This window comes from Nocardia sp. IBHARD005 (genome assembly GCF_052814245.1).
The window spans coordinates 2,745,877-2,772,581 of the sequence record NZ_CP199935.1 but is presented as its reverse complement, the minus strand read 5'-3'; the positions used below and the strand labels follow the sequence as shown (position 1 = coordinate 2,772,581).

General features: G+C 68.8%; 21 protein-coding genes. 8 read left to right on the top strand and 13 right to left on the bottom strand.

What is annotated here, in order from left to right; genetic code table 11:
- Positions 1-4: 4 nt before the first annotated feature.
- From fxsT to ACTWPB_RS12905, 9 genes are all read right to left on the bottom strand, one after another.
- Complete coding sequence (fxsT, locus tag ACTWPB_RS12945; RefSeq protein ID WP_446225893.1) at positions 5-3,004, bottom strand: FxSxx-COOH system tetratricopeptide repeat protein; 3,000 nt, start codon at positions 3,002-3,004, stop codon at positions 5-7.
- Between the two features lie 2 nt (positions 3,005-3,006).
- Complete coding sequence (locus ACTWPB_RS12940) at positions 3,007-4,203, bottom strand: aKG-HExxH-type peptide beta-hydroxylase (protein ID WP_446225892.1); 1,197 nt, start codon at positions 4,201-4,203, stop codon at positions 3,007-3,009.
- 7 nt (positions 4,204-4,210) lie between these two features.
- Positions 4,211-5,827, bottom strand: coding sequence for a chloride channel protein (locus tag ACTWPB_RS12935; protein WP_446225891.1), 1,617 nt, complete (start codon positions 5,825-5,827; stop codon positions 4,211-4,213).
- A complete protein-coding gene (locus ACTWPB_RS12930) occupies positions 5,824-8,160 on the bottom strand; it encodes an SAV_2336 N-terminal domain-related protein (protein ID WP_446225890.1) in 2,337 nt (778 codons plus the stop codon). Before ACTWPB_RS12930 ends, ACTWPB_RS12935 begins: the two co-directional genes overlap by 4 nt.
- Positions 8,161-8,163: 3 nt before the next feature.
- On the bottom strand, positions 8,164-9,177 hold the full coding sequence (locus ACTWPB_RS12925) for an AAA family ATPase (protein WP_446225889.1): 1,014 nt from the start codon (positions 9,175-9,177) through the stop codon (positions 8,164-8,166).
- Entirely contained in the window at positions 9,174-11,057 is a 1,884-nt protein-coding gene (locus ACTWPB_RS12920) for a S1 family peptidase (RefSeq protein ID WP_446225888.1), read from the bottom strand. Before ACTWPB_RS12920 ends, ACTWPB_RS12925 begins: the two co-directional genes overlap by 4 nt.
- Before the next feature lie 13 nt (positions 11,058-11,070).
- Entirely contained in the window at positions 11,071-11,421 is a 351-nt protein-coding gene (locus ACTWPB_RS12915; RefSeq protein ID WP_446225887.1) for a CU044_2847 family protein, read from the bottom strand.
- Between the two features lie 87 nt (positions 11,422-11,508).
- On the bottom strand, positions 11,509-12,663 hold the full coding sequence (gene glgA, locus ACTWPB_RS12910) for a glycogen synthase (RefSeq protein ID WP_446226320.1): 1,155 nt from the start codon (positions 12,661-12,663) through the stop codon (positions 11,509-11,511).
- Between the two features lie 126 nt (positions 12,664-12,789).
- A complete protein-coding gene (locus ACTWPB_RS12905) occupies positions 12,790-14,238 on the bottom strand; it encodes an RNA-guided endonuclease TnpB family protein (protein ID WP_446225886.1) in 1,449 nt (482 codons plus the stop codon).
- 114 nt (positions 14,239-14,352) lie between these two features.
- On the opposite strand from ACTWPB_RS12905, the gene glgC reads away from it, so the two are divergent.
- Positions 14,353-15,570 carry a glucose-1-phosphate adenylyltransferase gene (gene glgC / locus ACTWPB_RS12900; protein WP_446225885.1) on the top strand — a complete coding sequence of 406 codons (1,218 nt, stop codon included), beginning with the start codon at positions 14,353-14,355 and terminating at the stop codon, positions 15,568-15,570.
- A gap of 116 nt (positions 15,571-15,686) precedes the next feature.
- On the opposite strand, the gene ACTWPB_RS12895 is transcribed toward glgC, so the two are convergent.
- Entirely contained in the window at positions 15,687-16,319 is a 633-nt protein-coding gene (locus tag ACTWPB_RS12895) for an O-methyltransferase (RefSeq protein WP_446225884.1), read from the bottom strand.
- Positions 16,320-16,695: 376 nt separating this feature from the next.
- Here ACTWPB_RS12895 and sigE point away from each other — a divergent pair, with 376 nt between their 5' ends.
- The 7 genes from sigE to ACTWPB_RS12860 all read left to right on the top strand — a co-directional run bounded on the left by sigE (position 16,696) and on the right by ACTWPB_RS12860 (position 22,847).
- Complete coding sequence (gene sigE / locus ACTWPB_RS12890; protein WP_446225883.1) at positions 16,696-17,358, top strand: RNA polymerase sigma factor SigE; 663 nt, start codon at positions 16,696-16,698, stop codon at positions 17,356-17,358.
- A gap of 219 nt (positions 17,359-17,577) precedes the next feature.
- Complete coding sequence (locus ACTWPB_RS12885; protein WP_446225882.1) at positions 17,578-17,946, top strand: hypothetical protein; 369 nt, start codon at positions 17,578-17,580, stop codon at positions 17,944-17,946.
- Between the two features lie 10 nt (positions 17,947-17,956).
- A complete protein-coding gene (locus ACTWPB_RS12880; RefSeq protein ID WP_446225881.1) occupies positions 17,957-19,489 on the top strand; it encodes a trypsin-like peptidase domain-containing protein in 1,533 nt (510 codons plus the stop codon).
- A gap of 33 nt (positions 19,490-19,522) precedes the next feature.
- Complete coding sequence (tatB, locus tag ACTWPB_RS12875) at positions 19,523-19,942, top strand: Sec-independent protein translocase protein TatB (RefSeq protein WP_446225880.1); 420 nt, start codon at positions 19,523-19,525, stop codon at positions 19,940-19,942.
- Between the two features lie 181 nt (positions 19,943-20,123).
- Complete coding sequence (locus ACTWPB_RS12870) at positions 20,124-20,981, top strand: hypothetical protein (protein WP_446225879.1); 858 nt, start codon at positions 20,124-20,126, stop codon at positions 20,979-20,981.
- Between the two features lie 116 nt (positions 20,982-21,097).
- Positions 21,098-21,664, top strand: coding sequence for a hypothetical protein (locus ACTWPB_RS12865; protein ID WP_446225878.1), 567 nt, complete (start codon positions 21,098-21,100; stop codon positions 21,662-21,664).
- 91 nt (positions 21,665-21,755) lie between these two features.
- A complete protein-coding gene (locus ACTWPB_RS12860; protein ID WP_446225877.1) occupies positions 21,756-22,847 on the top strand; it encodes an XdhC family protein in 1,092 nt (363 codons plus the stop codon).
- A gap of 268 nt (positions 22,848-23,115) precedes the next feature.
- Here ACTWPB_RS12860 and ACTWPB_RS12855 read toward each other — a convergent pair whose 3' ends face one another.
- From ACTWPB_RS12855 to ACTWPB_RS12845, 3 genes are read right to left on the bottom strand one after another with little or no spacing between them, the layout of a single operon-like run.
- On the bottom strand, positions 23,116-24,054 hold the full coding sequence (locus ACTWPB_RS12855; RefSeq protein ID WP_446225876.1) for a glucosyl-3-phosphoglycerate synthase: 939 nt from the start codon (positions 24,052-24,054) through the stop codon (positions 23,116-23,118).
- Positions 24,051-24,917, bottom strand: coding sequence for a dihydropteroate synthase (gene folP / locus ACTWPB_RS12850; RefSeq protein ID WP_446225875.1), 867 nt, complete (start codon positions 24,915-24,917; stop codon positions 24,051-24,053). Before folP ends, ACTWPB_RS12855 begins: the two co-directional genes overlap by 4 nt.
- A gap of 6 nt (positions 24,918-24,923) precedes the next feature.
- A complete protein-coding gene (locus tag ACTWPB_RS12845; protein WP_446225874.1) occupies positions 24,924-26,696 on the bottom strand; it encodes a long-chain-acyl-CoA synthetase in 1,773 nt (590 codons plus the stop codon).
- Positions 26,697-26,705 lie beyond the last annotated feature (9 nt).

Genomic DNA, 26,705 nt, shown 5'->3' with positions numbered 1-26,705 from the left:
GCGGCTACATCGGCGGCGGTTCGACGTCGCAGGTGCCGCGCCGCCGCTGCGTCGCCTGCACCGTGTCCGGATGATCCGGGCCAAGCGTCGCGCGATACCTGCTCAGCGAATCGGCCTCGAGACGGTCGGCTTCGGTGACCCGGCCCAGCGCCCGCAGGTCAAGCGCGTAGTTGGTCGCCGCCTGCACGGTGTACGGGTGGTCGGCGCCGCGCGTCTCGGTCGACCGGTCCAGCACCGCCGCGCCGATCTCGGCCGCCTCCGCGTATTCGCCGAGCCCGGCCAGATCGCCGGCGATCCCGGTGCAGGCCGCGAGAGTGTACGGGTGGTCCGCGCCGAGGCGATCGGTGAAGATCCGCACGGCCTGCCGGTCCAGGTCGAGCGCGGCGGTGAAGTCGGCGGCGTTGCGTAGTGCCGCGGCGAAGTTCACCGCGCAGGCGGCGGTGTAGGGATGGGCGGGGCGCACGGCCGCGCACCGCTGATAAGCCTCCTCGGCCAGTTCGAGCGCCTCGTCGTGCCGGTCGAGCAGGCGGCAGTCGTTGGCCAGGTTGGTGCGCGCAGCCACCGATTCGGGGTGGTCGGGCCCGTACACCCCGACGTGGTGGTCGAGGGCACGCAACTGCAACCGGTAGCCGTCGGCGAAGCTGCCCGCCTTGCGGTAGGAGACGGCCAGGTTCTTCTCCGCCCGCAGCACGTGCTGCTGACGCGGGTCACCGAGCAGGGTGAGCATGTCGCGCACCACCTCCTCCTGAACCCGCACCGATTCGGTGTATCGGCCGAGTTCGCGCAGATCCCGGGCGACGTTGTTGCGTGAGTGCAGCGCGAAGATCTGGTCCTCGTCGTCGGGGTCACCGCGCCGGCTCGCGTAGACGGCGCTGTCGAGCTCGAGCGCCTCGGCGAAGCGGCCCATCATGCGCACCGCGACCGCGAAATTGTGCTGAGCGCGCAAGGTCTCGCGATGCTCCGGCCCGAGGACCGCGCGCACCGTCGCGTAGGAGGCCTCGTTGTAGCCCACCGATCCGGCCCAGTCCCCGGACGAGCGAAGGCAGGCCGCGATCAGATCCGAGGCAGCGGTGTACTCCTCGGGATATCGGTCCCGGTTCGGCGTCACCCCTGCCAGTGCTCGCTGTGCGATCTCGTGTGCCTTTTCCCAACGGTCCAGCTGCCACAGCACATTGCCGGTGGTGGTGCACAGCCGGACGATCCCGATGTGGTCCGCACCCAGATGCGGTGCCCACGCGTCGGCGGCGCGCTCGCCGAGCGAGGCCGACGCGGTGAGTTCGCTGCGGTTGCGCAACGCCTGCACGATGTGGCCGGTAAGGCCGAGCAAGCCACCGCAGGAGTGCCTCGGATCGCCGAGCCGGTCACAGGCCAGCGCGCCGCTCGGATCGAGTTGACGCCACAGCCAGTGGTAGCGCTCCCAGTGTTCGGGAAGGTCGGGCCTGCGCGGGTCGGCGGCACACAGGATGCGATGGGCTTCGTGCCGGATGCTCCGCACGCGGCCATCGGACAGATTGACCTGGATGCCCATGGTGATGACCGAGTGCAGCACCACCCCGGTCGCCGCGACAGCCACCGCGCTCGTCAAGGTGAGCGTGTCGGCGAGCGATTCGGTGCGGATGAGTTCGAGCAACCGCGCGCGCCGGTCCTCGTCGCGCAGACTGCGGCGGATCGTGTGCTGCCAGCCTGGATCGACGGTGTCGGCCACGGGGACACCGTCGGGCTCTGCCTCGAGCAGGACCAGCGGGATCGGCATGTTCGGCGCGAAGTAGGCGAGCAGTCGCAGCAGGTAGCCGGCGGCGCGCTCGTCGGATCCGGCGGGTGCGTCGATGAGCCGGCGCAACGAGTTGCCGAGTATCCGCTGTACCGCCCGATATTCGCGGGCATCGGCTTTGTCGAGTATGAATGGCTTTGCGGTGAAGGCCTTCTCGCGGAGGTCGGCGGCGAGACGGGCCGCGTCCTCACGGCCGCGGCGCGCCATCGTGTGCAGCAGCAGCGGGCTGCCCGCCGACGCCCGCACCGCTAGTTCGATCAGGTCGCCGGCCAGGTCGGGCACGTGATAGCTGAGGAATCGGGCGCCGTCGTCGTCGGTGAACAGCGGGACCGTGACGGTGTGGGGCCCCTGCCAGCGCTGGACTTTCGAGGTGAACAGAATGTGCCCGTTGCCGCCCCACGGGACGACTTCGGCCAGCGGCGCGGGCTTGGAACCCACCGCCTGTTGATCGCCTGCCGAATCGGGGCGCGCGTCGTCGTAGACGAGCAGGAAGCGCTGCGGCATCCCGACCAGATGCTGCACGACCAGCCGGTGCGCGTCCTGATTTTCGACGACATGCTCGATGCCGAGCGGCCCGGCGAGACGGACGAGGTCATGGCGCAACGTCGTCGGATTCCCCGCGTTCACCCAGGCGATCAGGTCGTATTGGGAGCGATGCCGGTCGAGGTAGGTCTTGGCCAGCGAGGTCTTGCCCGACGCGGTGGTACCGACCAGGACCACCGACCCGGTGACGGCCAGTCCGGCCCGGATGCCGTCCAGTTCGCCGTACCGCCCGTAGAACCAGCGCGGTTCGGTGAGCGACTCGGGCACCACCCTCGGCGCACCCGTCGTCGACCCGGGGAAACGAACCCGGTCCCCGCGCAATGGCAGCGCGCCGGTGGCGGGCGGTAGGCCGAGCCGCGCGCGTACATGATCCTCGTCCGCGGCCAGGTCGACCAGCGGCAGGCCGGCCAGCGCCGCAGGCAGCACCGCCGCATCGACCCCCCGCAGGCACACCGTGACCGCGCGATCGGCGACCGCGGCGACCAGCTCGGCCCAGTTCGACGACTCCCTATCCCACACCTCCAGCAGTACCTCGCTGACGATGACGATCAGATCCCCCGCCGGTGGCACCACATCGACGACTTCGATGCCCGGCACCATCCGGGTGACCGCGAGCCGGTCGATCCACTCCTGGCGCAGCCAACGCACCCACACCGAGTCCTTGGCGACGTGAACGAGCGTGATCGGCACAGTCACTCCTTCCCCATCGCGGCAACCGCGCGCGCATCGTCGTCGACGGTCCGGCGCAGCACCGTGACGAAGGTGTGCCCGATCTCGGTCAAGGTGCCGGAATCCAGCAGTGCCGCACAGGCATTCACGGTCTGCCGATGCGCGGTATCGGCGCGCTCGGCGAGTTCGGCCGACCCGGTCGAACTCGCGAGCCCGCGGGTGAAGCGCCCCACCGCGAGGTGCGCGTACACCCCGTGCAGTACCGCGCTGGGCGGGCGGGGCCCGGTACGCCACGGCGACGGCAGCGATACCTCGGTGTCGCAGGCGATCATCGGTACCAGTTCCAGCACGATTCCCAGCTTCGAATGCTGGAATTCGTGCAGCAATCCGGTGGCCAGGCCGATGCCGTCGACCGGCGTGATCATCGCCGCCGCGCCGAAGGCGTCGACCAGGGTGGAGGTCACGAAGCCGGTGTTCTCGTGCGAGCGCGGCACCACGGCGCGCATGCCGTGTGTCAGCGGACGGGCGAGTTCGGGAACGGTGTCGTCGAGGAGCTGCCGCGCGGTATCGAAACACCCCTTCCACCAGCCGTATTCGGTATCGGCGATCGGCATCCACCGTGGTGCGACGGCCTGATCCGGCCAAGCCGACGGGGTGGGTGGCAGGTCGTCGAATTCGAACGTCGAGTCCCCGGAGCGCCAGGTGCGCACGGGATTCCACGTCTGCCCGCCGTCGAGTTCCAGCCTGCCGTGGCGCCCCTGAACGGGCAGGTAGGCGCCGTCGGCCCCGCTGACAGTGCCGAGGCCGGGGACGACGCCTACGCCGCCGACCACCGGAATCGGCAGCGCGAACTCGATACCGGCGCGTAGTGCGGCGGCGACAGCGAACGAGGCGGCGAACCCGATCGGGTCGGCGAACTGCCCGCGGCCGGGTGCCGCCGTGGCACAGTAGGCCGCCCACGCCCCGAATCTCGGGTGCGTCAGCACACTGTCGACCGCCGCGCGATCGACCCGCTGGGCGCGAATGAGGGTGTCCAGCGGCGATTGCCCGTTGCCGGTCGAGCTGACCTGCGGTGCGGTGGACAGGGCGGCGAAGAAGGTCAGATTTCGGCTCAGCCACGCCCGGCGCAGCAGCGACGCGATGCCGGGGTGATCGCGGCCGCGGGCCAGCGAGGTCAGCTGGTCGGCCGAGATGCCGAGGTAGCGGGCGGGGGCTGGCATCGAACGATCACGCCCCCGAGTTGCTGTTGTGCCCGGCGAAGACGATCCCGGCCGCCGCGCGGCGCTCGACCGCGCGATCGATGAGCGCGGTCATCACCGGATCATCGGGTGGCGCGAGCTCTTCGAGATCGACAGCGGACAGGTCGGTGACCTGCCCTACCGTCGGCGATTCGGTTCTGTGCGCGCAGCCGATGGCTGTGCTCACGCCCGCTCCGGACCGTCCGCTGAAACCCGATTCGCGCATTCCCCCCGGGTCTCCCTTCCCGCTCTTTCGTTTCCACAGTACCGATATCGGCTGGTGCGGCGGCCTCGTTCGTTCGCAACCGTCCGCCTGGCTCGGAAACAGCATCACGCTGCGCGTCACCAGGGTTGCCACGACGACCGCTAGCACGAGCCCGGCGGGCGGTACGGTCGCGCCCACCGATTCGGTGGCGAGCGCGATCGCGGTCAGCGGTACCCTGGCCGCGGCTCCGACACAGGCCGCGAGCCCGGCGACAACGAACACGGCGGGGGCACCGACGGGCAAACCGGCCTCGTTCGCGAGCCGCCACGCCAACGCGCCGGTGAATGCGCCCGCTACCATCGCGGGCCCGAAAACGCCGCCGGAGCCGCCGGTATTGAGCGTCACCGCCGTCGTCACGATCTTGGCCACCGGCGCGAGGGCGAGCATCCACAGCGGTGCGGCCAGTACCACCGCCGCCGTCATGGTCGCGCCCGCCGCCGAATACCCGGTGGACAGCGACGCGGGAACGACCAGCCCGACCAGCCCGACCACCGCGCCCGCCGACAGCGCGACGAGTACCATCCGCCCGGGCCGCGCGGCGCGCACCGCACTGCCCGTCCGCAATGCCGCCACATACACACACGCCACCACCGCGCAGGCAAGACCGACGGCGGCGAGCAAACCGGTGATCACCGGATCGAACAGCGGCCCCAAAGCCACCGTGCCGAACATCGGATGCCTACCGTGGATCGCGACGAACACCGCGAACGCGATCGGCGCGCAGACCGCCGCGGGCAGGATCATTCGCGGCGAGAGACCGCGCCGCCGCAGGATCTCCGCCGCGAACAGCGCACCGCCGACCGGGGTCTGGAACAGCGCTGCCACCCCGCTGCCCATGGCACAGCCGACCAGGACGGCGGCCCAGTACTCGGGCAGCCGCGCCCACCGCGTGACGACCGCGCCCGCCGAGGCCGCGATCTGCGCGACGGGCCCTTCGGTGCCCGCGGACCCACCGGTACCGAGAGTGAGCACCGTGCTCACCAATTTCGTTGTGCCACCCCGGGTATCGAGCCCGGTCAGGTCGCGGCTGTTCACCGCCGCGATCACCCCGTCGGTTCCGTTGACGGTGCCGCGCCCGATCCGGCCGACCCACGCGGTGGCCAGCAGCCCGGCGGCGACCACCGCGGGCAGCAGCCAACCACTGCCCCGAGGTATCGGCCCGGCCCAGGCGGACGCCGACATCGGCAGCGCGACAAGTCTTTCCAAGATCAGCTTGGTGGCCGCATCGAGCAACCACTTCAGCACCGCAGCCGACAGCCCCGCCGCGACAGCGACCCCGACGGCCACCACCAGTACATGCAGCGCGGTGCGGACCCGTGGCCATGCCGCGGCGGCTGTCACCGCGCGCCGCTCGGCCGGGCGGCACGCAACTGCGATATCACCTCGGTCGGTACCGGTACCGCGCTGCCGGCCAGGATCGAGACCAGCGAATCCGCGTGCCGCGGTGCGAGTTTGCCCGCGCCGATCGCGGTGATCGCGGCGGCTACCGCGGCTCGGAGCGCGATCTCGAAAGCCGGATCGGTGACCGTCGCCGAGGAATCGGCGGTAGCGGCCAGGAACAGCGCGGTGACCTGCTCGGGCACCTCGGCATCCGGGTAGGCCGACACGGTCGCCGTCACCAGCTGAGCCTTGGCCAGCCCGAGCTGGACGGTGCGGCGCCGCTGGCCGGAATCGGTTGTCTCCAGCGCGTTCTCGTAGAGGTCGATCGCGTCCCAGCCGAAGATCGCCTCCTCGGTGGCGAGGCAGCGCAGGATGGTTCCCTCGGCCAGCCGATCGATCAGCCGGGCATATCCCTCGTCGGCGGGGTCAGCGGATTCGTAGGCGGCCCGCAGCAGCCGGGTGGCGTCGGCGAGATGGTCGAGCCCGCCGAAGCGCGAATACCGTTGCACCAGAAGATCTCCCAGCGCGGCAAGGCGCGCCGGATCATCGGCGCCTGCTTCGCCGATCGCCAGCTTCGCCACCCCGATCGCCTCGTCGAGCGCGTCGGCACTGTCGCTGTCGGTGGCCAGCAGTGCGCTCAAGGTGTCGAGCAGCGAGATCCGCGACGGGTGCCGCACGGGCACCGCGGCCAGCGCGATCCGGTGCGCCGACACCGCCGCTGCCCGGTCGCCGGACCGCACCGCCGCCGCGGCCGCCTCGATCAGCCGATCTCCGGCGTCCACGTCGACAGCCGCCCCCTCGGCCGCATAGTGCGGGGCCAGCACGCGCAGGACCTCCGGTGACAGATAGGCGAAACCCTCGCCCTCGCCGGTATACGACAGCGTCGCCCGGAATACCACGCCCGGCACGTCGTAGTGCGCGCACAGGTGGTCCGACACGGCGGCCCGCACCCGCAGCACCTCGCTGCGCGCCATCGCCGCCCGCAGCACATCGGCCACGCCGGGCCGGAACTCGAACGCGCGACTGTCCTCTGGCACGCCGTAGGGAGCCAGACCGGGCACGGCATCCAGGATCAACCCACCCGCGAGCACCTCAGCCAGGACGCTCGACCCGCTGCCCGGCAGCAGCACCCGCTGGACCAACCGAATGATGGGTAGCCGCAACGGAAATTGGGCGAGTCCGGCCGCCAGCCGGAACGCCTCCGGCGACGATCCGGCCCGGAAACGGCGGACCCGTTCGACCGGATTCGCGCCGAGTTCGTCATCTTGGCGCCGGCCCAGCGGCGGCGGCTGCGCGGGCACCGACGGCGCGCGCAGCAGCGGATATTCGGCCGAGAGCCGCTCGCCCGCCAGCACCTGCGCCCATGGGCTGAACCAGCCAGGGCCCAGCTCGAGGACCGGAATCGGGTGCACCGCAGGGTCGGTGCCCGCGACGACGCGCAGGGGCGAAGGGCTTGGCCCGATCACCGAAGCGATTCGTCCCCTCTCCCAATCCAGACCGGTCCGCCGCCACAGAAAGTTCGGCAACGGCTGCAACAGCACCACCGGCGAGAACCTGGCCAGCTCCGCCAGCTGCGCGGCGCCGGTGCCGCGCCCCCACGTATCGCCGAGACAGGCACTGAGCACGAAGATGACCCGTCGCCCCGACGGGTCACGCAGGTCGCTCAGCGGCTGTCGCGGCTCCTGCTGCGGCCGGGTCGACAACCGCAACGCGCCGTCGGCGCGCTCGGCCATGAATCGCACGGTGAACGTGCGGAATCCCGCCGACTCCAGCAACGCCCGCGCTTCCTCGGCCAGCCTGCTCCACACAACCATCGCCGAGTTCAGATCCAGCACAAGGACCGCGTCGCGTTCGCGGCCCGGCCGCGGCCCGGTCACCGCCCACGGCCTGCCGATCCGCGCGCTGCGCTCCGCCGAGGCCACCTCGTCGAAGCTCTCCCGCCGACCGGGGATCGGCCGGGTGACAGGGCGCAGTTCGCGCAGCACCGTGCGCCAACCTGTCAGCGCACGCGGCGCGACCAGCCGGACCGGACGATCCCCGCGCGCGGCGGCGCTCGACGCCTGCGCGGGCCGGTGCACATCGACCGGCACGCCCCGCTCCGGTGCGCGTTCGGCCGCGACGGCCGGATCATGGTGGGCGACCACATCGGTACGGTGTTCGGCGTACTGCTCCGAGGCGGCGGGACCTGCTTGCTGCTCGGTGATGTGGGCTGCCAGCCAGAGCGCGTCAGCCATCGCGGGCGCGTCGAGCTCCAGCGCGTCGACAGCCGCCACGAACTCGCCCAGCTTGGACATGTTTCAGTCTCCCGGCCCGATCGGTTGCAACAGTGTGCGCGCCAGGCTCTGCCGGTCCAGCGTGGCGTCGCCGCCCGCGTGGGTCAGCACGTGCAACGCGGTGAGCAGGCGGTCGGCGGGCAAAGCCCCCAGATCGGCTCGCCGCTGCAGGAACGTGGCGATGATGTCGTCGTATTCGCGCGGGACCTCGCTGCCGAAATGCGAGGCAACCAGCCGCTCGAGCTGATCACGGTCGGGCTCTTCGAGTTTCAGCATCAGGCAGCGGCGCAGGAACGCGGGCGGGAACTCACGGTCGCCGTTGCTGGTCATCACGACGATCGGGAAGGCGTGACAGCGCACGAAGCCGTCGGTGATCGGCACCTGCCTGCCCGCGTCGTGCGCGACCACCGACACCTGCGGACGATACGCGCGAATGCGGCGCAGTTCGTTGATCGTGTACTCGCCGTCCTCGAACACGTGCAGCAGATCGTTGGGCAGGTCGGCGTCGGCCTTGTCGATCTCGTCGATGAGCAGCACCCGTGGCCGGCGGCTTGGCAACAGCGCGGTACCGAGCGGACCGAGCGTGACGAAATCGGCGACCCCGGCCCGCGGATCACGCCACCACCGTCGCGAGAGCTGCGCTTCCTCGAAACGACGCATCGCGTCATAGGTGTAGAGCCCGTCACCGAGGGTGCTGCGGCTGGTGATCGGCCAGTGCAGGACCGGGCCGAGCGCCAGTTCCCTGGCGATCAGATAGGCCAGCGACGACTTACCGAGACCGGGGGCGCCGGTGACGAGCAGCGGGCGCCTGCACAAGATCGCCGCGTTGATCACATCGAGGTCGGCGGGCCGGAGTTGATGCGCGCCGATGCCCTCGGTGCCGAGCCTGCGTTCGGTCTGCGGTACGGCGCCGGCCGGGGTGTAGTCGAGCGGCGTGCCGTCGAATGCCCGCGCCGACAGAGGTTTCGGCACTGCGTCCCAGGCCTGAGGGCGCGGTTCACCCCCACCGAGGAACACGTGCCAGCTCGGTGCGTTCATCGAAATCCTCCTGACACGGCGGGTGGCCCCGCCAGCGGGTGTGGCTTCCTTCTGCTGTGCCCCGGAATGTCGAGGACGTACACGACGCGCAGCCAGAAATCATTGTCCCGCTGCGCCTTTGCCGAGCGGCACTGCTCGCGCCAGATCACCGGATGCCCATCGATCCAGCCGTTGTCACCGAGCTCGGTGACGAGCCGGTCGACGAAATACTGACCGCCGCACTCGGGGTGACCGGGTGACCGATCCGGGCAGCTCTCGTCGCGCCAGATCAGGACGGGCAGCGCGTTGGCGCCCGCCGCGGCGAACACGGCCGGAGTCGGTGGTTCGGCGATGCCGAGCGCGTCGACGGGGGCATCGAGTCCGTCGGCCTCGACGAGTGCGTGCAGCGCGCGCAGATCACCGGAGCGGTCGTCGGCGCAGGCCAGCCAGGCCAGCGCCCCGCCCGCGCGCAACCGGTTCCAGCGCTGCTCGAGTTCCCGGATCTGCTCGGCCGGCTTCTCCCAGGTCGCGCTGCGCCGCAACCGCATCATGAACTGGCGGAACGGGCGCTCATCGGGTCGCAGCCACCGGCACAGCAGGTCGGCGGTGAGGTAGTCGTCGGGCAGCGCGACCACGATCTCGATCTCGGCGCCGTCGGCGTCCAGGTGCTGGAGCTGGTCGTCCAGCGCGACTTTCACGGCCGCCTTGGCCGCGGTGAAACTCGGCATCGATGTCGCCGACCGCACCCCGATGATGTCGCCGGCACCGGTGCGGCGATGAATTTCGTAGCGATGCCCCTGCTCGGAACCCGCCGGCGTACCGGGCGTTTCGTCGGGGGTGATGATGGCGAACAGGGTGATCGGCACGCCGCCCGGCCGCGGGGGCTTCGGCGCGAGCCTGCCGAAGCGGTCGCGCATCGAGCGGTCGAGGCTGACGAATCGTCGACCGGCCGCGCGCCGGGCGATGGCCGCGATCGCCTCGCGATCCGGGGCAGCGGCCGCGCGGCTGCCGATGAGCCAGGCGCACCGCGCCAGATTGAGACGGTCGTCGCCGGGGGCCTCGATCGCCACGTACTCGGCGAGATCACGGATCAACCGCCAATCGGTCGGCACCTCGAGGTGATTGGCGAGGATGACCTCGGTGAGCTCGGCCCGCAATTGATCCTGGACCGCGGCGGGCAGCCCGGTGCACACGCCGTTGAGGTCGATGAGCAGGCGGCGGATCGTGGCCTCGCCGCCGACGACATCCGACCAGCGCATGTCGGCCCGGTGATACCGATCGTGCGAGCCGACGACGTCCCGGTACAGCCCCGGCGGGCACAGCCGGCGCAACCCGGCGAGCAACCGCACAGCCGCACCACCCGTCGGATCGCGGTTGTTGTACTGCTTGACCAGGCCGATCACGCCCTGCCCCGGCAACACCACCGGCCCGCCGGACATCCCGGCGAGCAGTCGCTGATCGCCGGTGAGCTTGATATAGGTGGCGCCGACCTCGCCCGCTTGATGCGCGGAGAACTCCAGCGCGGTGGTCGCCCCGAGATCGAGGAAACCCGCGTAGTCGGCGTTGTAGGCGCACAGTTGCAGCGGGGTCCTGCGGCCGATCACCGCTTCGACCATCAGCGCGCAGGTCGCGTCGTCGGGCGCACCGTCCAGGCGGAGCACCGCGAGGTCGTCGAAGCCGACGCCCGGCTCGGTCGCGGCGGCGACATCGGCGCCGAACCGCGTACCGTCACCGAATTCCACCTCGACCCGGCCACCGGCCGCGATCACGACATGCGCGCAGGTCACCACGAACTCGGGCGCGATCCGGCAGCCGGTGCCGTTGGCCTTCCACTGTCCCGCCTTGTTACGGACCCAGATGAGGCAGGCCGCCGCGGTCACCAAGTTGTCGACGTCGTCCATCGCCTGTCTTCCGTCAGGTTTGCGGCTGCTCCGCGTCATCGTCACCGCGCAGATCCCAGTCCAGCCGGACCTTGACCGAGGTCTTCGCGCCACCGGAGGCGATCACCGCGATGATCCCGCCTGTGCCCATGGACAATTCGATGCCGAATTCCACCGACACCGAGTCGGCCGAGAGACCGGCGACGCTCGCGTGCACCGACGAGGCGACACCGCGAATGGTCGGGCCGAGATTCTCCAGGCGGCTGCCGAGACCGATATTGGTGACGCCCGGCGTCTCGGCGTCGCCTTCCGCACCGTCGAGCCCGTCTATCCGGGCGAACACCTCGGTGCCGTCCGGCAGTTCCAGCTGCTCGATCCTGGTCATGCTCACCCCCATGCGTCCTGAAGACCTTGTGGGACAAGGCTACCGGCGGGCTGGGCGCCTGGCTATGCGAACGGTGATGCCGACGGCCTACCTGAGCACGCCGCGATACACCTCGACTGTGCGCTCGGCGATCCGCGCCCAGTCGAACTCCGCGATCGCCCGCGCCCGTCCGGCCTCGCCGTAGCGCACGGCCAGCGCCGGATCCCCCGCGACCTCGTTCACCGCGGTCGCGAGCCCCCGCTCGTACTCCCCCGTCGCGTCCGGGTCGTAGTGCACCAATCGGCCGGTGACCCCGTCGACGACCACCTCGGGAATCCCACCCACATCGGAGGCGACGACGGCGGTCGCGCTCGCCATCGCCTCCAGGTTCACGATACCGAGTGGTTCGTATACCGACGGGCACACGAATACCGAGGAGGCGGACAGGATCTGGCGGACCTGCTCGGCGGGCAGCATCTCCTTCACCCAGAAAACGTTGCCGCGCCGCCGCAGCAATCCGTCGACGGCGGCGGCGACCTCCACCTCGAGTTCCGTGGTATCGGCCGCGCCCGCGCACAGCACCAACTGGATATCAGGGTCGAACGAGGCGGCCGCCGCGAGCAGATGCCCGACACCTTTCTGCCGGGTGATCCGCCCGACGAACGACACGATCGGCAGGTCGGCGCGTACCCCGAGCCGTTCCAGCACCGGCCCCTCGGCACCGGCGGGCGGGCCAGGATGCCACACGCTCGCGTCGATACCGTTGTGCACCACATGAACTCGATCAGGGTCGATCGCGGGATACGCGTCGAGCACGTCGTGACGCATGCCTTCGCTCACCGCGATCACCGCGTCGGCATGCTCCATCGCATTGCGTTCCGACCACGACGAGAGCCGATATCCACCACCGAGCTGCTCGGCCTTCCACGGCCTGCGCGGTTCCAGCGAATGCGCCGTGAGCACATGCGGAATCCCGGACAGCATCGAGGCGAGGTGCCCGGCCAGCCCCGCGTACCAGGTGTGCGAATGCACCACGTCCACCCCGCCCGCGGCATCGGCCATCCGCAGCTGCGCCGACATCATCTGCAACGCGGCGTTGGCGGCATACAGCTCGGGGTCGGGGCGGTGCACCACGGCACCGTCGCGCGGCGCGCCTATGCAGTGCACGGTCACCTCGCACAGCTCACGCAGCCGGGCGGTGAGTTCGGTGACATGCACTCCCGCACCGCCGTACACCTCGGGCGGATACTCCCGGGTCAGCATCGCGACCCGCCTCGGTTGCTCCAGCGTTTGCTCGCTGTCACTGCCATCACTCACCGGTCCCAAATTACAGCGTGTCCGGAAACTCTGATAGGTGTCCGGACACCGCCCTTCCCGGGCGTCCTCAGCTCACGCCACAAGTATGGAGTGAGCGTCTGTTCCCGCGTCAACCGGGACGGTTTCACCGATACCCACAGGGCTTCGGCCAGCGCCTTCCCGTCGGCGGACTTTGGTAACCCGGCCCCGTGCTCGGGGGTCCGGGGATCGTGAAAAGTCTTGTTGAATCGTCGGCCACACCGCGAGATTGATCGCTGCGTTGTGGTCACGGTCGGCACGGAACCCACATCGACAGACGAACACCCGATCCGCCAACGACAGGCTAGGTTTGATCGTCGCGCAGGCTGAGCACCGTTTACTCGATGGATACCAACGATCCGCGATCGTGACCGCACCCCTACGCCATGCCTGCTTGTAAGTCAACAGCCGAGCGAAATCTGCCCACCCGGCGTCGCTGATTGCGCGTGCCAATCGGTGGTTAGCCAGCATCCCCGCCACGTGCAGGTCTTCGATCACGAGCCGGTCGTGGTTTTTGACCAGCCTGTTGGCGACCTGATGAGCGAAGTGACGGCGAATATTCGCGAGGTGATGATGGTGGCGTGCCAACCGGGCGGTGGCTTGTCGGTGGTTGTGTGACCCAGCCTGTTTGCGCGACACCGACTTCGCTAGGCGGCGTTGCCTGTCCAGTGCGGTGGTCAAGGGCTTGGGTGCGGTGATTCGGGCGATTTCGGCGCCGTCGGCGGTCGCAGCAACAGCGAAGACGCTCAGTCCACGGTCGATCCCGACCCAACCCAGGTTATCGCTGTGACCTCGCGGGAGGTGATGGTGAGCCGGATGCAAGTCTGCGGCCTCGCAGGTCACGCTGATCCACCACCGCTTCGCCCGATACGAAACGGTGGCGGACAGGATTTTCGCGCGGTCTTTGGTGAGTAGGCGCCGCAGCCGACGGGTGTCATCGAGTACCCGGAGCGCACCGATCCCGGGCAGGGTCACCGACCGTGCGGTGTCGTTGTCACCGACCCGGATCCCTGCCCGCCCCGCCTTGGTGCATTTGTTGCGGATCCGGAACGACGGGGTGGTCTTGGTCTTCTTCTTGAAACGGGGAAACCCAACCCGTCTGCCCGCGCGTTTACCGGTGCGGGAATCCGAGAACGCCGCCAGGGCGCGTCCACAGTCGACGGCAGCTTCTTCGAACACCTGCTGACAGACCTCGGTCCGCCACGCCAGCCCGGTCGCCCTGATCTCGGCTGTCCTGTCCGCGCCGACAACGATCACCCGTCCGGCGGCTTCGGTCTTCTTCCAGGAGTTGAACGCGTTGATCAGATCGAACCCGGTCCACGGCACCCGATGGCCAGGGTTGATTGTGCGGTGGGCGAGGGCGGTTTTGACGACACCGAGGCTGTGGTTGAACGCGAACCTGGCCGCACCGGCGTGGCGTGTGAGCACCTCGGACTGCTCGACCGTGGGGTCGAGGCTGTACCGGAAGCTGGTGTGGCGGCTCATCATCGGAGAGTCTGACACAGGCCACCGACACTGGACCGGATGCGGCACCCGGTCGAGTTCTCAGACACACGCTTCAGACCCTCGGGTCGACATGGACCACCGTAGCCGCGCTGGCCCTGTACTTTGAGCAGGGTGAGGAGCCAGCCGCACGTACTCGGGATCGTGCTCGCCGGTGGCGAGGGCAAACGACTGTTTCCACTCACCGCCGACCGGGCCAAGCCCGCGGTTCCGTTCGGTGGCGCGTACCGGCTGATCGACTTCGTGTTGAGCAACCTCGTGAACGCGGGATACCTGCGCCTGTGCGTGCTCACCCAGTACAAGTCGCATTCGCTCGATCGCCACATCTCACAGACCTGGCGGCTGTCCGGTTTCACCGGTGAGTACATCACCCCGGTGCCCGCGCAGCAGCGGCTCGGGCCGCGCTGGTACACCGGCAGCGCCGACGCGATCATGCAGTCGCTCAACCTGATCTACGACGAGGACCCCGACTACATCGTGGTGTTCGGCGCCGACCACGTGTACCGGATGGACCCGGAACAGATGGTGGCCAGCCATATCGCCTCGGGCGCGGGCGTCACCGTCGCCGGGATCCGGGTGCCGCGAGCCGAGGCCGGCGCGTTCGGCTGTATCGACTCCGACGAGTCCGGCAAGATCACCCAGTTCCTGGAGAAACCCGCGCACCCGCCGGGCACCCCCGACGACCCGAACGTGACCTTCGCGTCGATGGGCAACTACGTGTTCACCACCCGCGTGCTGGTCGACGCCATCCGCGCCGATGCCGAGAACTCCGATTCCGACCACGATATGGGCGGCGACATCATCCCGACGCTGGTCGCCGCGGGCCAGGCCGCCGTCTACGACTTCGCCGACAACGACGTCCCCGGCGCCACCCAGCGAGACCGCGGCTACTGGCGCGACGTCGGCACGATCGATGCCTTCTACGAGGCGCACATGGACCTGGTCTCGGTGCACCCCGTGTTCAACCTCTACAACAAGCACTGGCCGATCCGCGGCGCCGCCGAGAACCTGCCGCCCGCGAAATTCGCCCAGGGCGGGCTCGCCCAGGAATCGATCGTCGGGGCTGGCTCGATCCTGTCGGCGGCGACGGTCCGCAATTCGGTGCTGAGCTCGAACGTGGTGATCGAGGACGGCGCCACGGTCGAGGGCAGCGTGTTGATGCCCGGTGTGCGGATCGGGCGTGGCGCGGTGGTGCGCCACGCGATCCTGGACAAGAACGTGGTGGTCGGCGAGGGCGAGATCATCGGCCTCGACCTGGACCGTGACCGGGAACGTTTCGCGGTCAGCAACGGCGGCGTGGTCACCGTGGGCAAAGGGATCTGGGTCGGCTGAGTTTTTGGCGGCTGGTGCCGCGGGTTCTCGGCCTGTTCCCTCGATCTTCCCTCCCGCCGGGCACTCCTTCGTCGCACCCTCTGGTCAGTCCAGATCGAGGCGGCCGAGAACCGCAATCAGCCCCGCGACGCGCAGAGCAGTCCGTCGCCGATCGGGATCAAGACGCTGGTGAGTTCCGGATTCTCCGCGATCGCGCGAGTCGCCGCGCGCACCGCCTGCGTGGCCGGGTCGCGCTGATCCTGATCGGGCACGCGCCCACCGAGCAGCGCGTTGTTGAGGATGAACGCGCCGCCCTCACGCAGCAACCGCACACCCTGTTCGACGTAATGGGGGTGTTCCATCGGCGCCGCGTCGATGAAGACCAGGTCATAGGAGCCATCGGCCAGCCGGGGGAGCACATCCAGCGCGCGCCCGTTGATCAGGCGCGTGCGTGACGGCGTGATCTCGGCGGTCCGGAACGCCTCTTTTGCCGCGCGCTGATGCTCGGGTTCGGAGTCGATCGTCGTCAGCGTCCCGTCTTCACGCATCCCGTCGAGCAGCCACAGCCCGCTGACACCGGCCCCGGTGCCCACCTCGACGACCGAGCGCGCGCCCAGCATCTGCGCGTACATGCTCAGCAGCGCACCGACCGCCGCAGGCACCGGCGCGGCACCCAATTCGGTGGCCCGCTCGCGCGCTTCGAGAAGAACCTCGTCCTCGACGACGGACTCCTCCACATAGGCCAGGTTCCGCTCCACGTTCGATGCCACAGCTATGAGGCTAGGCCACCGGAGGGGTCTGTGTATTCAGCAAAGGGACGGATCCGGCACTGTGTCGCACCGATCCCGAACAATTGCCGCAAGTTTGCTGATCGGTCAGAACGGTCCCGGAACTGCTAGTTCTTCGTTGCCGACGGGACTAGGGTCGATTCTGACCAGAATTCTCAGGTCACACTCAGGATCTCCACATCTGACCCATATCAGGGCACGAAATAGTTGCCCTACGCAAGGCCAGCCGATCGCGGCGGGCACGAGACCAGGGAACAACCGCACACAGTTGCTGGTTGATTGTCGATAAGCAAGGTTCGCTGACCCGGACCAGCCAGGTTTCGTGCCAGCGGTCCCGAGTAGGAGGTGTCCCATCCCGATGGTAGACACGGCGCGTCAAGACGCCACCGACCAGACTCTGCCCGCAGTTCTCATCGCGGCAGCAGCCGAAGAACTCGACGCCGAACTCACCGGCACCGCCGCTTTCGACGCGACCGGCGATCGCGCCGCCATGCCTTCCTGGGACGAACTGGTCCGTGAGCACGCCGACCGGGTCTATCGCCTGGCCTACCGCCTCTCCGGCGACGCCCAGGACGCCGAAGACCTCACCCAGGACACCTTCATCCGGGTCTTCCGCTCGTTGCAGAACTACCAGCCCGGCACCTTCGAGGGCTGGCTGCACCGCATCACCACCAACCTGTTCCTCGACATGGTCCGCCGTCGCAACCGCATCCGCATGGAAGCGCTGCCAGAGGACTACGACCGTGTGCCGGCCGAAGGCCCCACCCCCGAGGACGCCTACCACGACTCCCGACTCGACCCCGACCTGCAGAAAGCACTCGATTCGCTGGCGCCGGAGTTCCGCGCCGCGGTCGTTCTGTGTGACATCGAGGGCCTGTCCTACGAGGAGATCGGCGCCACGCTCGGTGTGAAACTGGGCACCGTGCGCAGCCGGATCCATCGTGGGCGTCAGGCACTGCGCGAGTACCTTGCGCATAATGGAAGTGAGCAGCGGTACTCCGCTGAAGCCCCATCGGTGTGACGGGAAGTTCGACGTCACCCGGTGGCTCAGGTGATGTCGGTCGGAAGGAAGAACTCCGCATGAGCGAGCGAAGCGAGCGGCAGACAAGTACAGCCGTGACCACGGTCATGCCGGAGCCGAGCGCCAGCGAGGCGCAGGCATGAGCGAGCGAAGCGAGCGGCAGACAAGTACAGCCGTGACCACGGTCATGCCGGAGCCGAGCGCCAGCGAGGCGCAGGCATGAGCGTGGACCCCAGTGCCGCGGGTCGCCCGCCGCGCTTTCAGCCCACCGAGCATCTGGCCAGTGAGGCTGTCGCCGCCTTCGTCGACGGCGAGCTGCGAATGAACGCCTATCTGCGTGCCGCCCAGCATCTTTCGGTCTGCCCCGAATGCGCGGCCGAGATCGATGCCCAGCAGCAGGCGCGGATCGCGCTGCGCCGGGCCGCCGAGGTGGCGATTCCGCGCAGCCTGCACGACAGCCTCTCGCGCATCCCGCTGGCCGATCTCCCGGGCAACGCACCCGAGCCGCAACGCCGTAACGAGGCATTTCTCGGATTCATCACAGATTCCTTCACCGCGACCCGGTGGACAACGTGGCGGCGCAAGTAGAGTCTGCGACGTGACAGGCGAATCGACGAATTCCGGATCGGCCGAGCACTCGGATTCAGGAGACAACCGGGGCACTCTGCGCCCTTCCGACGCGCCGAGCCTCGGTCCGCGCCCGGTCTACCGGCCGCACATCGACAGCCATACCGCGCGTGCGTTCCGCCGCCCGAACGGCCAAGCCGGTTCGTTCGCACCGCACGATCCACAGCGCGCGGCCGGTAAAGGCGCCGACGAAGGACTCGTGCAGCGCCCGCCGGACGGTGTGCTCGCCGAGGCCTTCGCCCGCCCCGAGGGCTCCTCGGAGCTGATACAGCGCGAGCCCGGCGCCGACGAGCCGAAGACGGTCATCGCGGGTCCGGTCGACCCGTGGCGCGATCCCGACGCGGCGGCCAGGCTCGGTGCGCCCGCGGTCGACACGCCCCCGCCCGCCCGGCTGCCTGTCGCGGACAAGCTGAGCGCTCGCGAGGTGCTGTTCGGTTCGCGGGTGGCGCCCAAGGCACTGGCGATGCTGGCCGCGCTGGCACTCGGTATCGCCGTCGTCGGCGGGCTCGTCGGCCGGGTCACCGCCGAGAACGCGTCCACGCTCACCTCACGCAAGGTGACCCTGGATCAGAGCGCGGGTGTCGAGACACCGCACAGCCAGATCGCCGCGGTCGCCAATGCCGTACTGCCCTCGGTGGTCTCGATCCGGGCCACGGTCGGCGACAACGGCGCGACGGGTTCCGGTGTGGTGATCGACGGCGGGGGTTACGTCGTCACCAACAATCACGTGATCTCGATGGCCGCGACCGACAAGTCCAACCGGGCCGCCATCCAGGTGCAGTTCTCCGACGGCACCCGGGTGCCCGCGCAGATCGTCGGGCGCGATCCCAAGACCGACCTCGCGGTGCTCAAGGTCGAGGCGAAGAACCTGACGGTGGCCAATCTCGGCAAGTCCGTCGATGTGCAGGTCGGCGACGACGTGCTGGCGGTCGGCTCGCCGCTGGGCCTGAGCAAGACCGTCACTTCCGGCATCGTCAGCGCCCTGCACCGCCCCGTGAAGCTCGCGGGCGAGGGCAGCGACACCAACGCGGTGATCGACGCCGTGCAGACCGACGCCGCGATCAACCCGGGTAACTCCGGTGGCGCGCTCGTCGACATGCAGGGTCGGGTGGTCGGCATCAACACCGCCATCCGCAGCGAGACCGGTGGTTCGGTCGGCCTCGGTTTCGCCATCCCGGTCGACGTGATGACCACGGTCACCCAGACCCTGATCCGCGACGGCCAGATGCACCACCCGGTGATCGGCCTGAGCGCGCGCACCAAGACCGTCGCCAACGAGGTGATGAGCGGTGCCGCCGTCGCCGATGTGGTGCCGGGCAGCCCTGCCGACAAGGCGGGCATCGTCGAGGGCGACGTGGTGGTTCGGGTCGGCGACCGCGAGGTCACCGGGCCCGACGAGCTGGTGGTCGCCGTGCAGTCGCGCAAGATCGGCGAGACGGTGAACGTGCAGTTGATCCGCGATGGCAGGCAGGTGGACGTGCCCGTCACCCTCGAATCCGACTGACCTGCGGGCGCGCGCGCCGGGTAGCCTGGATTCGTGTTCAGCAACATCGGGTGGAGCGAGATGATGATCCTGCTCGTCGCCGCCCTCGTGATCCTCGGCCCGGAGCGTCTGCCCGGTGCTGTCCGCTGGACCACGGGCGCGCTGCGCCAGGCTCGCGACTACGCCAGCGGCGCCACCTCCCAGCTGAAGCAGGAGCTCGGACCGGAGTTCGACGAGCTACGCAAGCCGCTCGCGGAGCTGAACGAGCTGCGCGGCATGAGCCCGCGGGCCGTGGTCACCAAACACCTACTGGGCGGTGACGATTCGGTGCTGCGCGATCTGGAGAGCGCGGTGCCCGACAAGAAGCAGCTGTTCGGCACCAGCAGCGGCATGCCAGGCACCCCGTCGGCACCCGCGCCGCAGAAGTCGCTGGAGCACAACGAGCGCCCCCCGGTCGACTACGACGCGACCTAGACCACCGAACACACCGCACGGTCGGCATTTGCTACGAGATCGCGCAGGCCGAACACCGCGGCGGCGACCTCGATTCTCGGTGATTTGCCGATAATCGGTGTTCGAGAGTGTTGTCTCGCAAGACAGTTCGATGTCAACGGTTATAGACACACAATGCTGTCGAGCTGTCTAGACTTCGCACATGTCGGCCGATGACGTGGCACGAGTTTTCGCGATCGAGGACAAGGTCGAGAGACTCAAAGCAGCCACCGACGGGGTGGCGGCTGCCCAGCAGACCATCAACGAACTAACCAGGATCCGGCGAGCCGTGATCCGAGAACTCCATGCCGACGGCTGGACGTTCGCCCGGATCGGCGCCGCCGCCGGATTGTCGCGGGCGCGCATCCACCAGGTGAGCACCCAGGGCCCCGTTCCCGAGGGACTGTTCTTCGGCCACGGCACGCTGACCGTGCTCGCCCCCGAGGTCCGCGCGGGCAGGCTACTCGGCGCACCCGACCCACAGGCCGCCCAGCGCCTGGCCGAGCTGCTGCGCCAGCTCGGCTTCGCGGCGAACATCGAGACGTTCATGCCGGGCAGGCCGATCGACCTCAATCGCGACGGGCTGGTGATCCTCGGCGGCCCCGAGCTCTCGCCCAGCCTGCGCCAGCTGGTGGTGGCCGATCCGCGGCTGCGCCGGACCGTCACCAGAGCCGGCGATACCCGGCGCGGCATCGAGGACAGGGCCGCGCGCCGTGTCTACCGGCCCGGCGGCACCGAACCGCACGACATCGCCTACCTGGCCCGGCTCCCCCGGCCCGACCGCCGCGGCAGCATCATGCTGATCGATGGCCTGCATCCGCCCGGCTCACTGGGTGCGATCCGATTGCTGGCGACCCGATTGGCGACCCTGCACGAGCGGGCGAGCAGTCATTTGTTCTCGGTCCTCATCGCAGTCCGGTACGACCGCGCTACCGGCGAACCGGTTGATGCCGATCTCCTCACCCCGGTTTACCGCCATGAAACCGACCCAAAGTTGGCTACGACCCGGGTTCGTCCCTAGGCTGATCTAAACTTGCCACACTTAGTGATCTGCATCACTGTACTGTTATGGATCACAAGTTGTCCGCGATGTTTAGATTGCTAGCGAGTAACCGAGTGTGAGTAGGTGAGCATCACATGTTCTCGTCTCCAGAGGCCGGCGCATGCCGGGTTCTGCCCGTACGCGCGGCAGGCCACCCACAGCCCGTTCCGCCCTTCGAGGCGGAGCCGGCCACCGGCGACGTCATCGTCACCACCCACCGCGTGACCTACAGCGACCGCTTGAAGGTTTTCATCGGCCCGCACGAGGACGTGGACAGCTTTCTGCGCCCGTTGCGGCGGATGGACGGCCATCAGCGCTACGCGCTCGATCTGACCGTGCTGTCCGAGCCGGTGCCCGCCACCGAGGTCACCACGACGGTGAGTTCGGCGCGCGGCGATCTCGCACTCGGCTGCGCCGGTTCGGCGGATGCGATGACCCTGCAACTGCGCAGGAAGGTCGATCACGTCACCCGGCGCTTCACCCTCGGGCTACCCGGCGGACGACTCGGCCTGCCGACGGTGTACCTCCCGCACGGCGACGAGGACACCTACGTCTACCCGGAAGAGGTGTTCACCGCCGACAGCGCGATGGCGATCTTCCGCGACTTCTTCCACGCCGGTACGGTCTCCGCCGGTTTGCAGCAGCGCGAGATCCTCGACTGAGAGCTTCTCGCCGCGCGCGCATGCTCGACGATAGCTAGGCTGGTCAGACGGTCACAACGCCTCGACGGCGACCGTGGAGAGGCTGTGCGTGATGCGTGATCTCCTCGGACAGATACTCGAACTGCTGCCCGATCAGGCCGTGGCACTGGCCAGGATCATCGACCGAACCGGTGCCGGTCCGCGCGAAACCGGGGCCGCGATGGCGGTGACCGAACAAGGACGCGTGCTCGGCTCACTGTCCGGCGGCTGCGTCGAATCAGCGGTGCTCACCACCGCAGGCCAGGTTCTCCTCGACGGCCAGGCGAGCCTCGAGCGGTTCGCGGCCGCCGACCAGCTCACTGTCGGCCTCCCATGCGGTGGCGAGATCGAAGTCTTCGTCGAACGCCTCGACCACACCGATCTGCCCGCCTTGCGCACACTCCACACCGCACTCGACGTCCACCACCCGGTCGCCTACGCCACCACCCTCGAGTCGACCCCCGACCGGAAACTCCTGCGCCCCGGCGATCGCACCCCATGGCGCGGCCTCGACCACGACGCCGCCGCCCTCCTCGCGGCAGGCCACAACGGACTCATCGGCGCCCAGGAATGCACGCCAGGACTGGCCGAACGCCCCCGCACCTTCGTCCAGGTCTTCCGCTCCCCCGCTCGCATGATCCTAGCCGGCGCCAACGACTACACCCGTGCCTTGACCGTCGCGGCGGCGAATCTCGGCTACCACGTCACCGTCGTAGACGCCCGCGAAACCTTCACCACCCCATCCCGTTTCCCGGCAGCCGACGACGTGGTGGTCGACTGGCCCCACCGCTATGTGGAAGCCGAACAGAGCGCGGGCCGCATCGACGAGCGCACCGTCCTCTGCGTCCTCACCCACGACCCCAAATTCGACGTCCCCCTGCTCGCTTCAGCCCTGCGACTCCCAGCCAGAGGTTTCATCGGCGCCCTCGGCTCCCGTCGAGCCCACGCCGACCGCACCACCCGCCTACGCGAATCGGGTCTCACCGAGGCCGAAATAGCCTGCATCAGAAGCCCTCTCGGCCTCGATCTCAATGCCAACACACCAGAGGAAACCGCGATCTCCATCCTCGGCCAAGTCCTCGCCGAGCGGAGCGGCGCCACAGCAAAACCCTTAGCAGCACTGGACGGCCCGATCCACCGCCGTGGAGATAGTGCCAGAATCTAGCAACCGCGCTACAGAGGACATCCGAATAGCCAAGGGGGACAGTTCTTTCGCGTGCCGCGGACAGCATTCATCATGAGCCCAACGCTGACCTCCACCGGCCGAAACCGCACCGCGGATCGCATGCGGAGTGCGCCGCACATGGTCAACCAGAGATGCCGCATATGGCCAATTGCTCGTGCCGCAAATGGTCAATATGCCTGACACCGGCAACCACACACGTCGGGCGCCGCCGCGGTCTCCCGACCGAGGCGGCGCCCAATATGGACAACTAGGCCGCGACTTGTTCGGGCCGAAGGGTTTTCATCGGCGGCCGATCTTCGAGCGAGACCGCGGTGGTGTGGGCGATGAATTCGCCTTCGATCAAGGGGAATTGGGTCAGCGGAGCGCCGGAGTCGGGGACTCCGCTGCGACGCAGCGCGGTGCCGAGGATCTGGCGGCTCATCACACCGAGGTCGGCCAGGGGGCGGTTGCGGTGGGTGCGCACGCCCAGGTTGACCTGGGTGATGGCATCCATGCCCATGTGGTCGTAGGTGTCGAGGAGCAGGCCGATCTCCACGCCGTAGCCGGGAGCGAAGGGGACCGAGGTGAGCAGTTCGCGGGTGCCCGCGTATTCGCCGCCGAGCGGCTGGAGGACCTGGGCCAGTTCAGGGCGCAGGGCCGCCAGCAGGGGGCGGGCGACGAGTTCGGTGACGCGGCCGCCGCCGTTCGCGTCGACGGACTCGCCTTGGCGCAGCGGGCGGCGGTAGTAGGCCTTGGACAGGTGCGTGCCCTGCATCATCAGCAGCGGGCCGAGGAGCTTGGGCACGAAGTCGGGGTCGGGGTCGATCAGGTCGGAGTCGACGAAGGCGATCAGGTCGCCGGTGGTGGCCGCCAGCGATCGCCACAGCACCTCGCCCTTGCCGGGGACCGGCTCGAGTTCGGGAACGGCTTCCTCGCGCGAGATCACCTCGGCGCCCGCCGCGCGTGCGCGTGCGGCGGTGGCGTCGGTGGACCCGGAGTCCAGCACGATCAGTTCGTCGACGAGCGTGCCGAGCAGTGGCCGGATACTGGCCACGACATCGGCGACGGTGTCCTGTTCGTTCAGCGCGGGCAGCACCACCGAAACGGTGCGGCCGGCTTTGGCGGCGACGAGTTCGCCGACCGTCCAGTCAGGGGTGTCCCAGGTGTGGGTAGTGGCCCAGGCGGGCTCGCGGTGTTGGATTTTCATGCCAGACCTCGCAGAGTTCGTGCGGGGGGACGGATGCCCTGGATCGCGGCGATCATGTCCACGACCCGCCGGGTTTCGGCGACTTCGTGAACCCGGAAGATCCGAGCGCCCGCGGCGGCCGACCATGCGGTTGCCGCCAGTGTGCCCTCGACCCTTTCGGTAAGACCTACATCTAGAGTCTCCCCGATAAAATCCTTGTTGCTCAGTGCCATCAGTACTGGCCATCCGGTTTTTACAAGACCGTCGATTCCGCGCAACAACTCGAGCCCGTGATAGGTGTTTTTTCCGAAATCATGGGTGGGATCGATCACGATCCCGTCGGCTCGCACCCCCGAGGCCGCAGCATTTTCGGCTGCGGCGACGACGGTGGCGGTCACCTCGGCCACCACATCGGCGTACCGAACCCGATGCGGACGGGTACGCGGCACGGCGCCACCGGTGTGGCTACAGACGATGCCCGCGCCCGTCTCGGCGGCGACGTGCACGAGGTCGGGGTCGGCACCGGCCCAGGTGTCGTTGATCAGGTCGGCACCCACGGCGACCGCCGCCCGCGCGACCGCACCGCGCCAGGTATCCACACTGATCAACAGGTCTGGATACTTCGCCCGGATCGCCGCGACGAACGGCACCACCCGCTGCGTTTCCTCGGCCGCGTCGACAGTGATTCCCGGCCCCGCCTTCACGCCGCCGATATCGACCAGATCGGCGCCCTCGTCGACCGCGCGCGAGACCCGTGCCATCGCGGCCTCATCGCTGAAGGTGGCACCACGGTCGTAGAACGAGTCCGGCGTGCGATTCACGATCGCCATCACCAACGCGCGATCGGCCGCCACCTCGCGCCCACAAAAAGTCGACATGCTCATGCGGAATCAGCCATTCAGGGGCGCTTTGCCAGCGGCTACGTCAGCCGCGTAAGCGTCGTACGCGGGAATGTAGCCGTCTGCCGGACCGGACAGCACATACAGCTGACTGTCGGCATCGGGCGCGTATCCCTGCTTGCGCAATTCCACCTTCCGGCTCTTGAACGTCGAGGTCTGCTCGAGCTCGGCGACCACCCGCACATACAGCGGGACCGCGTACAGCGGCAGCCGCCCGTAGGCGGTCGCCGCCAGGGTCTTGCCGTCGAAGGTGGCTTCGGCCGACAACGTGATCGCCGCCATGCCCGCCTTGCCGTCGGTGCCGGGGATGTCGACACCGTAGACAACGGCCTGCTCGATGCTCTCGTGGTGCCCGAGCGCGCCCTCGACCTCGGTGGTCGCCACGTTCTCGCCCTTCCAGCGGAAGGTGTCGCCGAGCCGGTCGACGAACGCGATATGCCAGAGATGCTGATCGCGGACGAGGTCGCCGGTGTCGAACCAGCAGTCGCCCTTCTTGAAGCCGTCGCGCACCAGCTTGGACTCCGACGCCAACTTGTCGGTGTAGCCGTCGAAGGGCTGCCGGTTGTTCACCTTCGCCAGCAGCAGCCCGACCCCGCCGGACCGCACCCGGCGCAGCTTCCCATCGCGACCGCGGCGGGCGTGGCCGGTCTCGTCGTCGTACTCGACGACCGCGTACGGCAGCGGGCACAGGCCGGCGGTCCGGTCGACACCGAACGCGTTGACGAACGCCAGCGGCGCCTCGCTCGACCCGTAGAACTCGACCACCCGGTCGATCCCGAACCGGCGACGGAACTCGTCCCACAGTTCGGGCCGCAGCCCGTTGCCGACGGCCAGCCGGACCCGGTTGCCCTTCTCGGCCGGCCGCACCGGCTGGTTGATCAGGTACCGGCACAGCTCACCGATGTAGATGAACGCGGTGGCCCGCTCGCGCGCGATCTCGTCCCAGAACCCCGACGCCGAGAACTTGCGGCTGAGCACATAGGTCGATTCGCCCGCGAGCACGGCCGACAGCGCGACCGTGAGCGCGTTGTTGTGATAGAGCGGCAGGCAGCAGTACAGGGCGTCGTCGGCACGCAACCGGACGCCGAGCCCGCCGAGCCCGGACATGCTCTTGGTCCAGCGCTGATGGGTCATCACGCTGGCTTTGGGCAGACCGGTCGTGCCGGAGGTGAAGATGAGGAACGCCCGCTCCCCGGCCCGGACCTGCTCGCACACGGCGGGATCGGAATCGACTGCGGTGCGGGCGGATTCGTCCAGTTCTTCGGCGGTGAGCACGTTCGCCGCGGGCTCCGGCAGTGAGTCCAGTGCCTGCGAGCACTCCTCGCCGACGACAGTGAACACACTGCCGAGCAGACCGATGCTGTGTGCCAGCACCTGATCTCGCTGGTTGTAGTTGAGCAGGCCGACCGTGGCGCCGAGCTTGAGCACGGCCAGTACCGTGAACAGGGTTTCGGGGCGGTTGGTCATCAGCACACCGACCACCTCACCGCGCTTGGCCCCGCGCGCGGAAAGCACCGCGGCATACCGGTTCACCTCGCTGTTGGCGGCGCGGTAGGTGTAGGAGCGGCCTTCGAAACGCAGGAACACCCGGTCGGGCCTGCGGTGCGCGACCCGCTGGAAATACAGCCCGATGGAGGCTTTGTCCTTGGGCCCCACCAGCATTCCGCGCGCGTTGCGCAGCATGCCGGGGGCGTCGAGCGCCATGGCGGGCAGGGCTTTGGCCAGGTCGAACACGCTAACCGTGTCGCGGGCGTCTGTGCTCACGTCGATCTC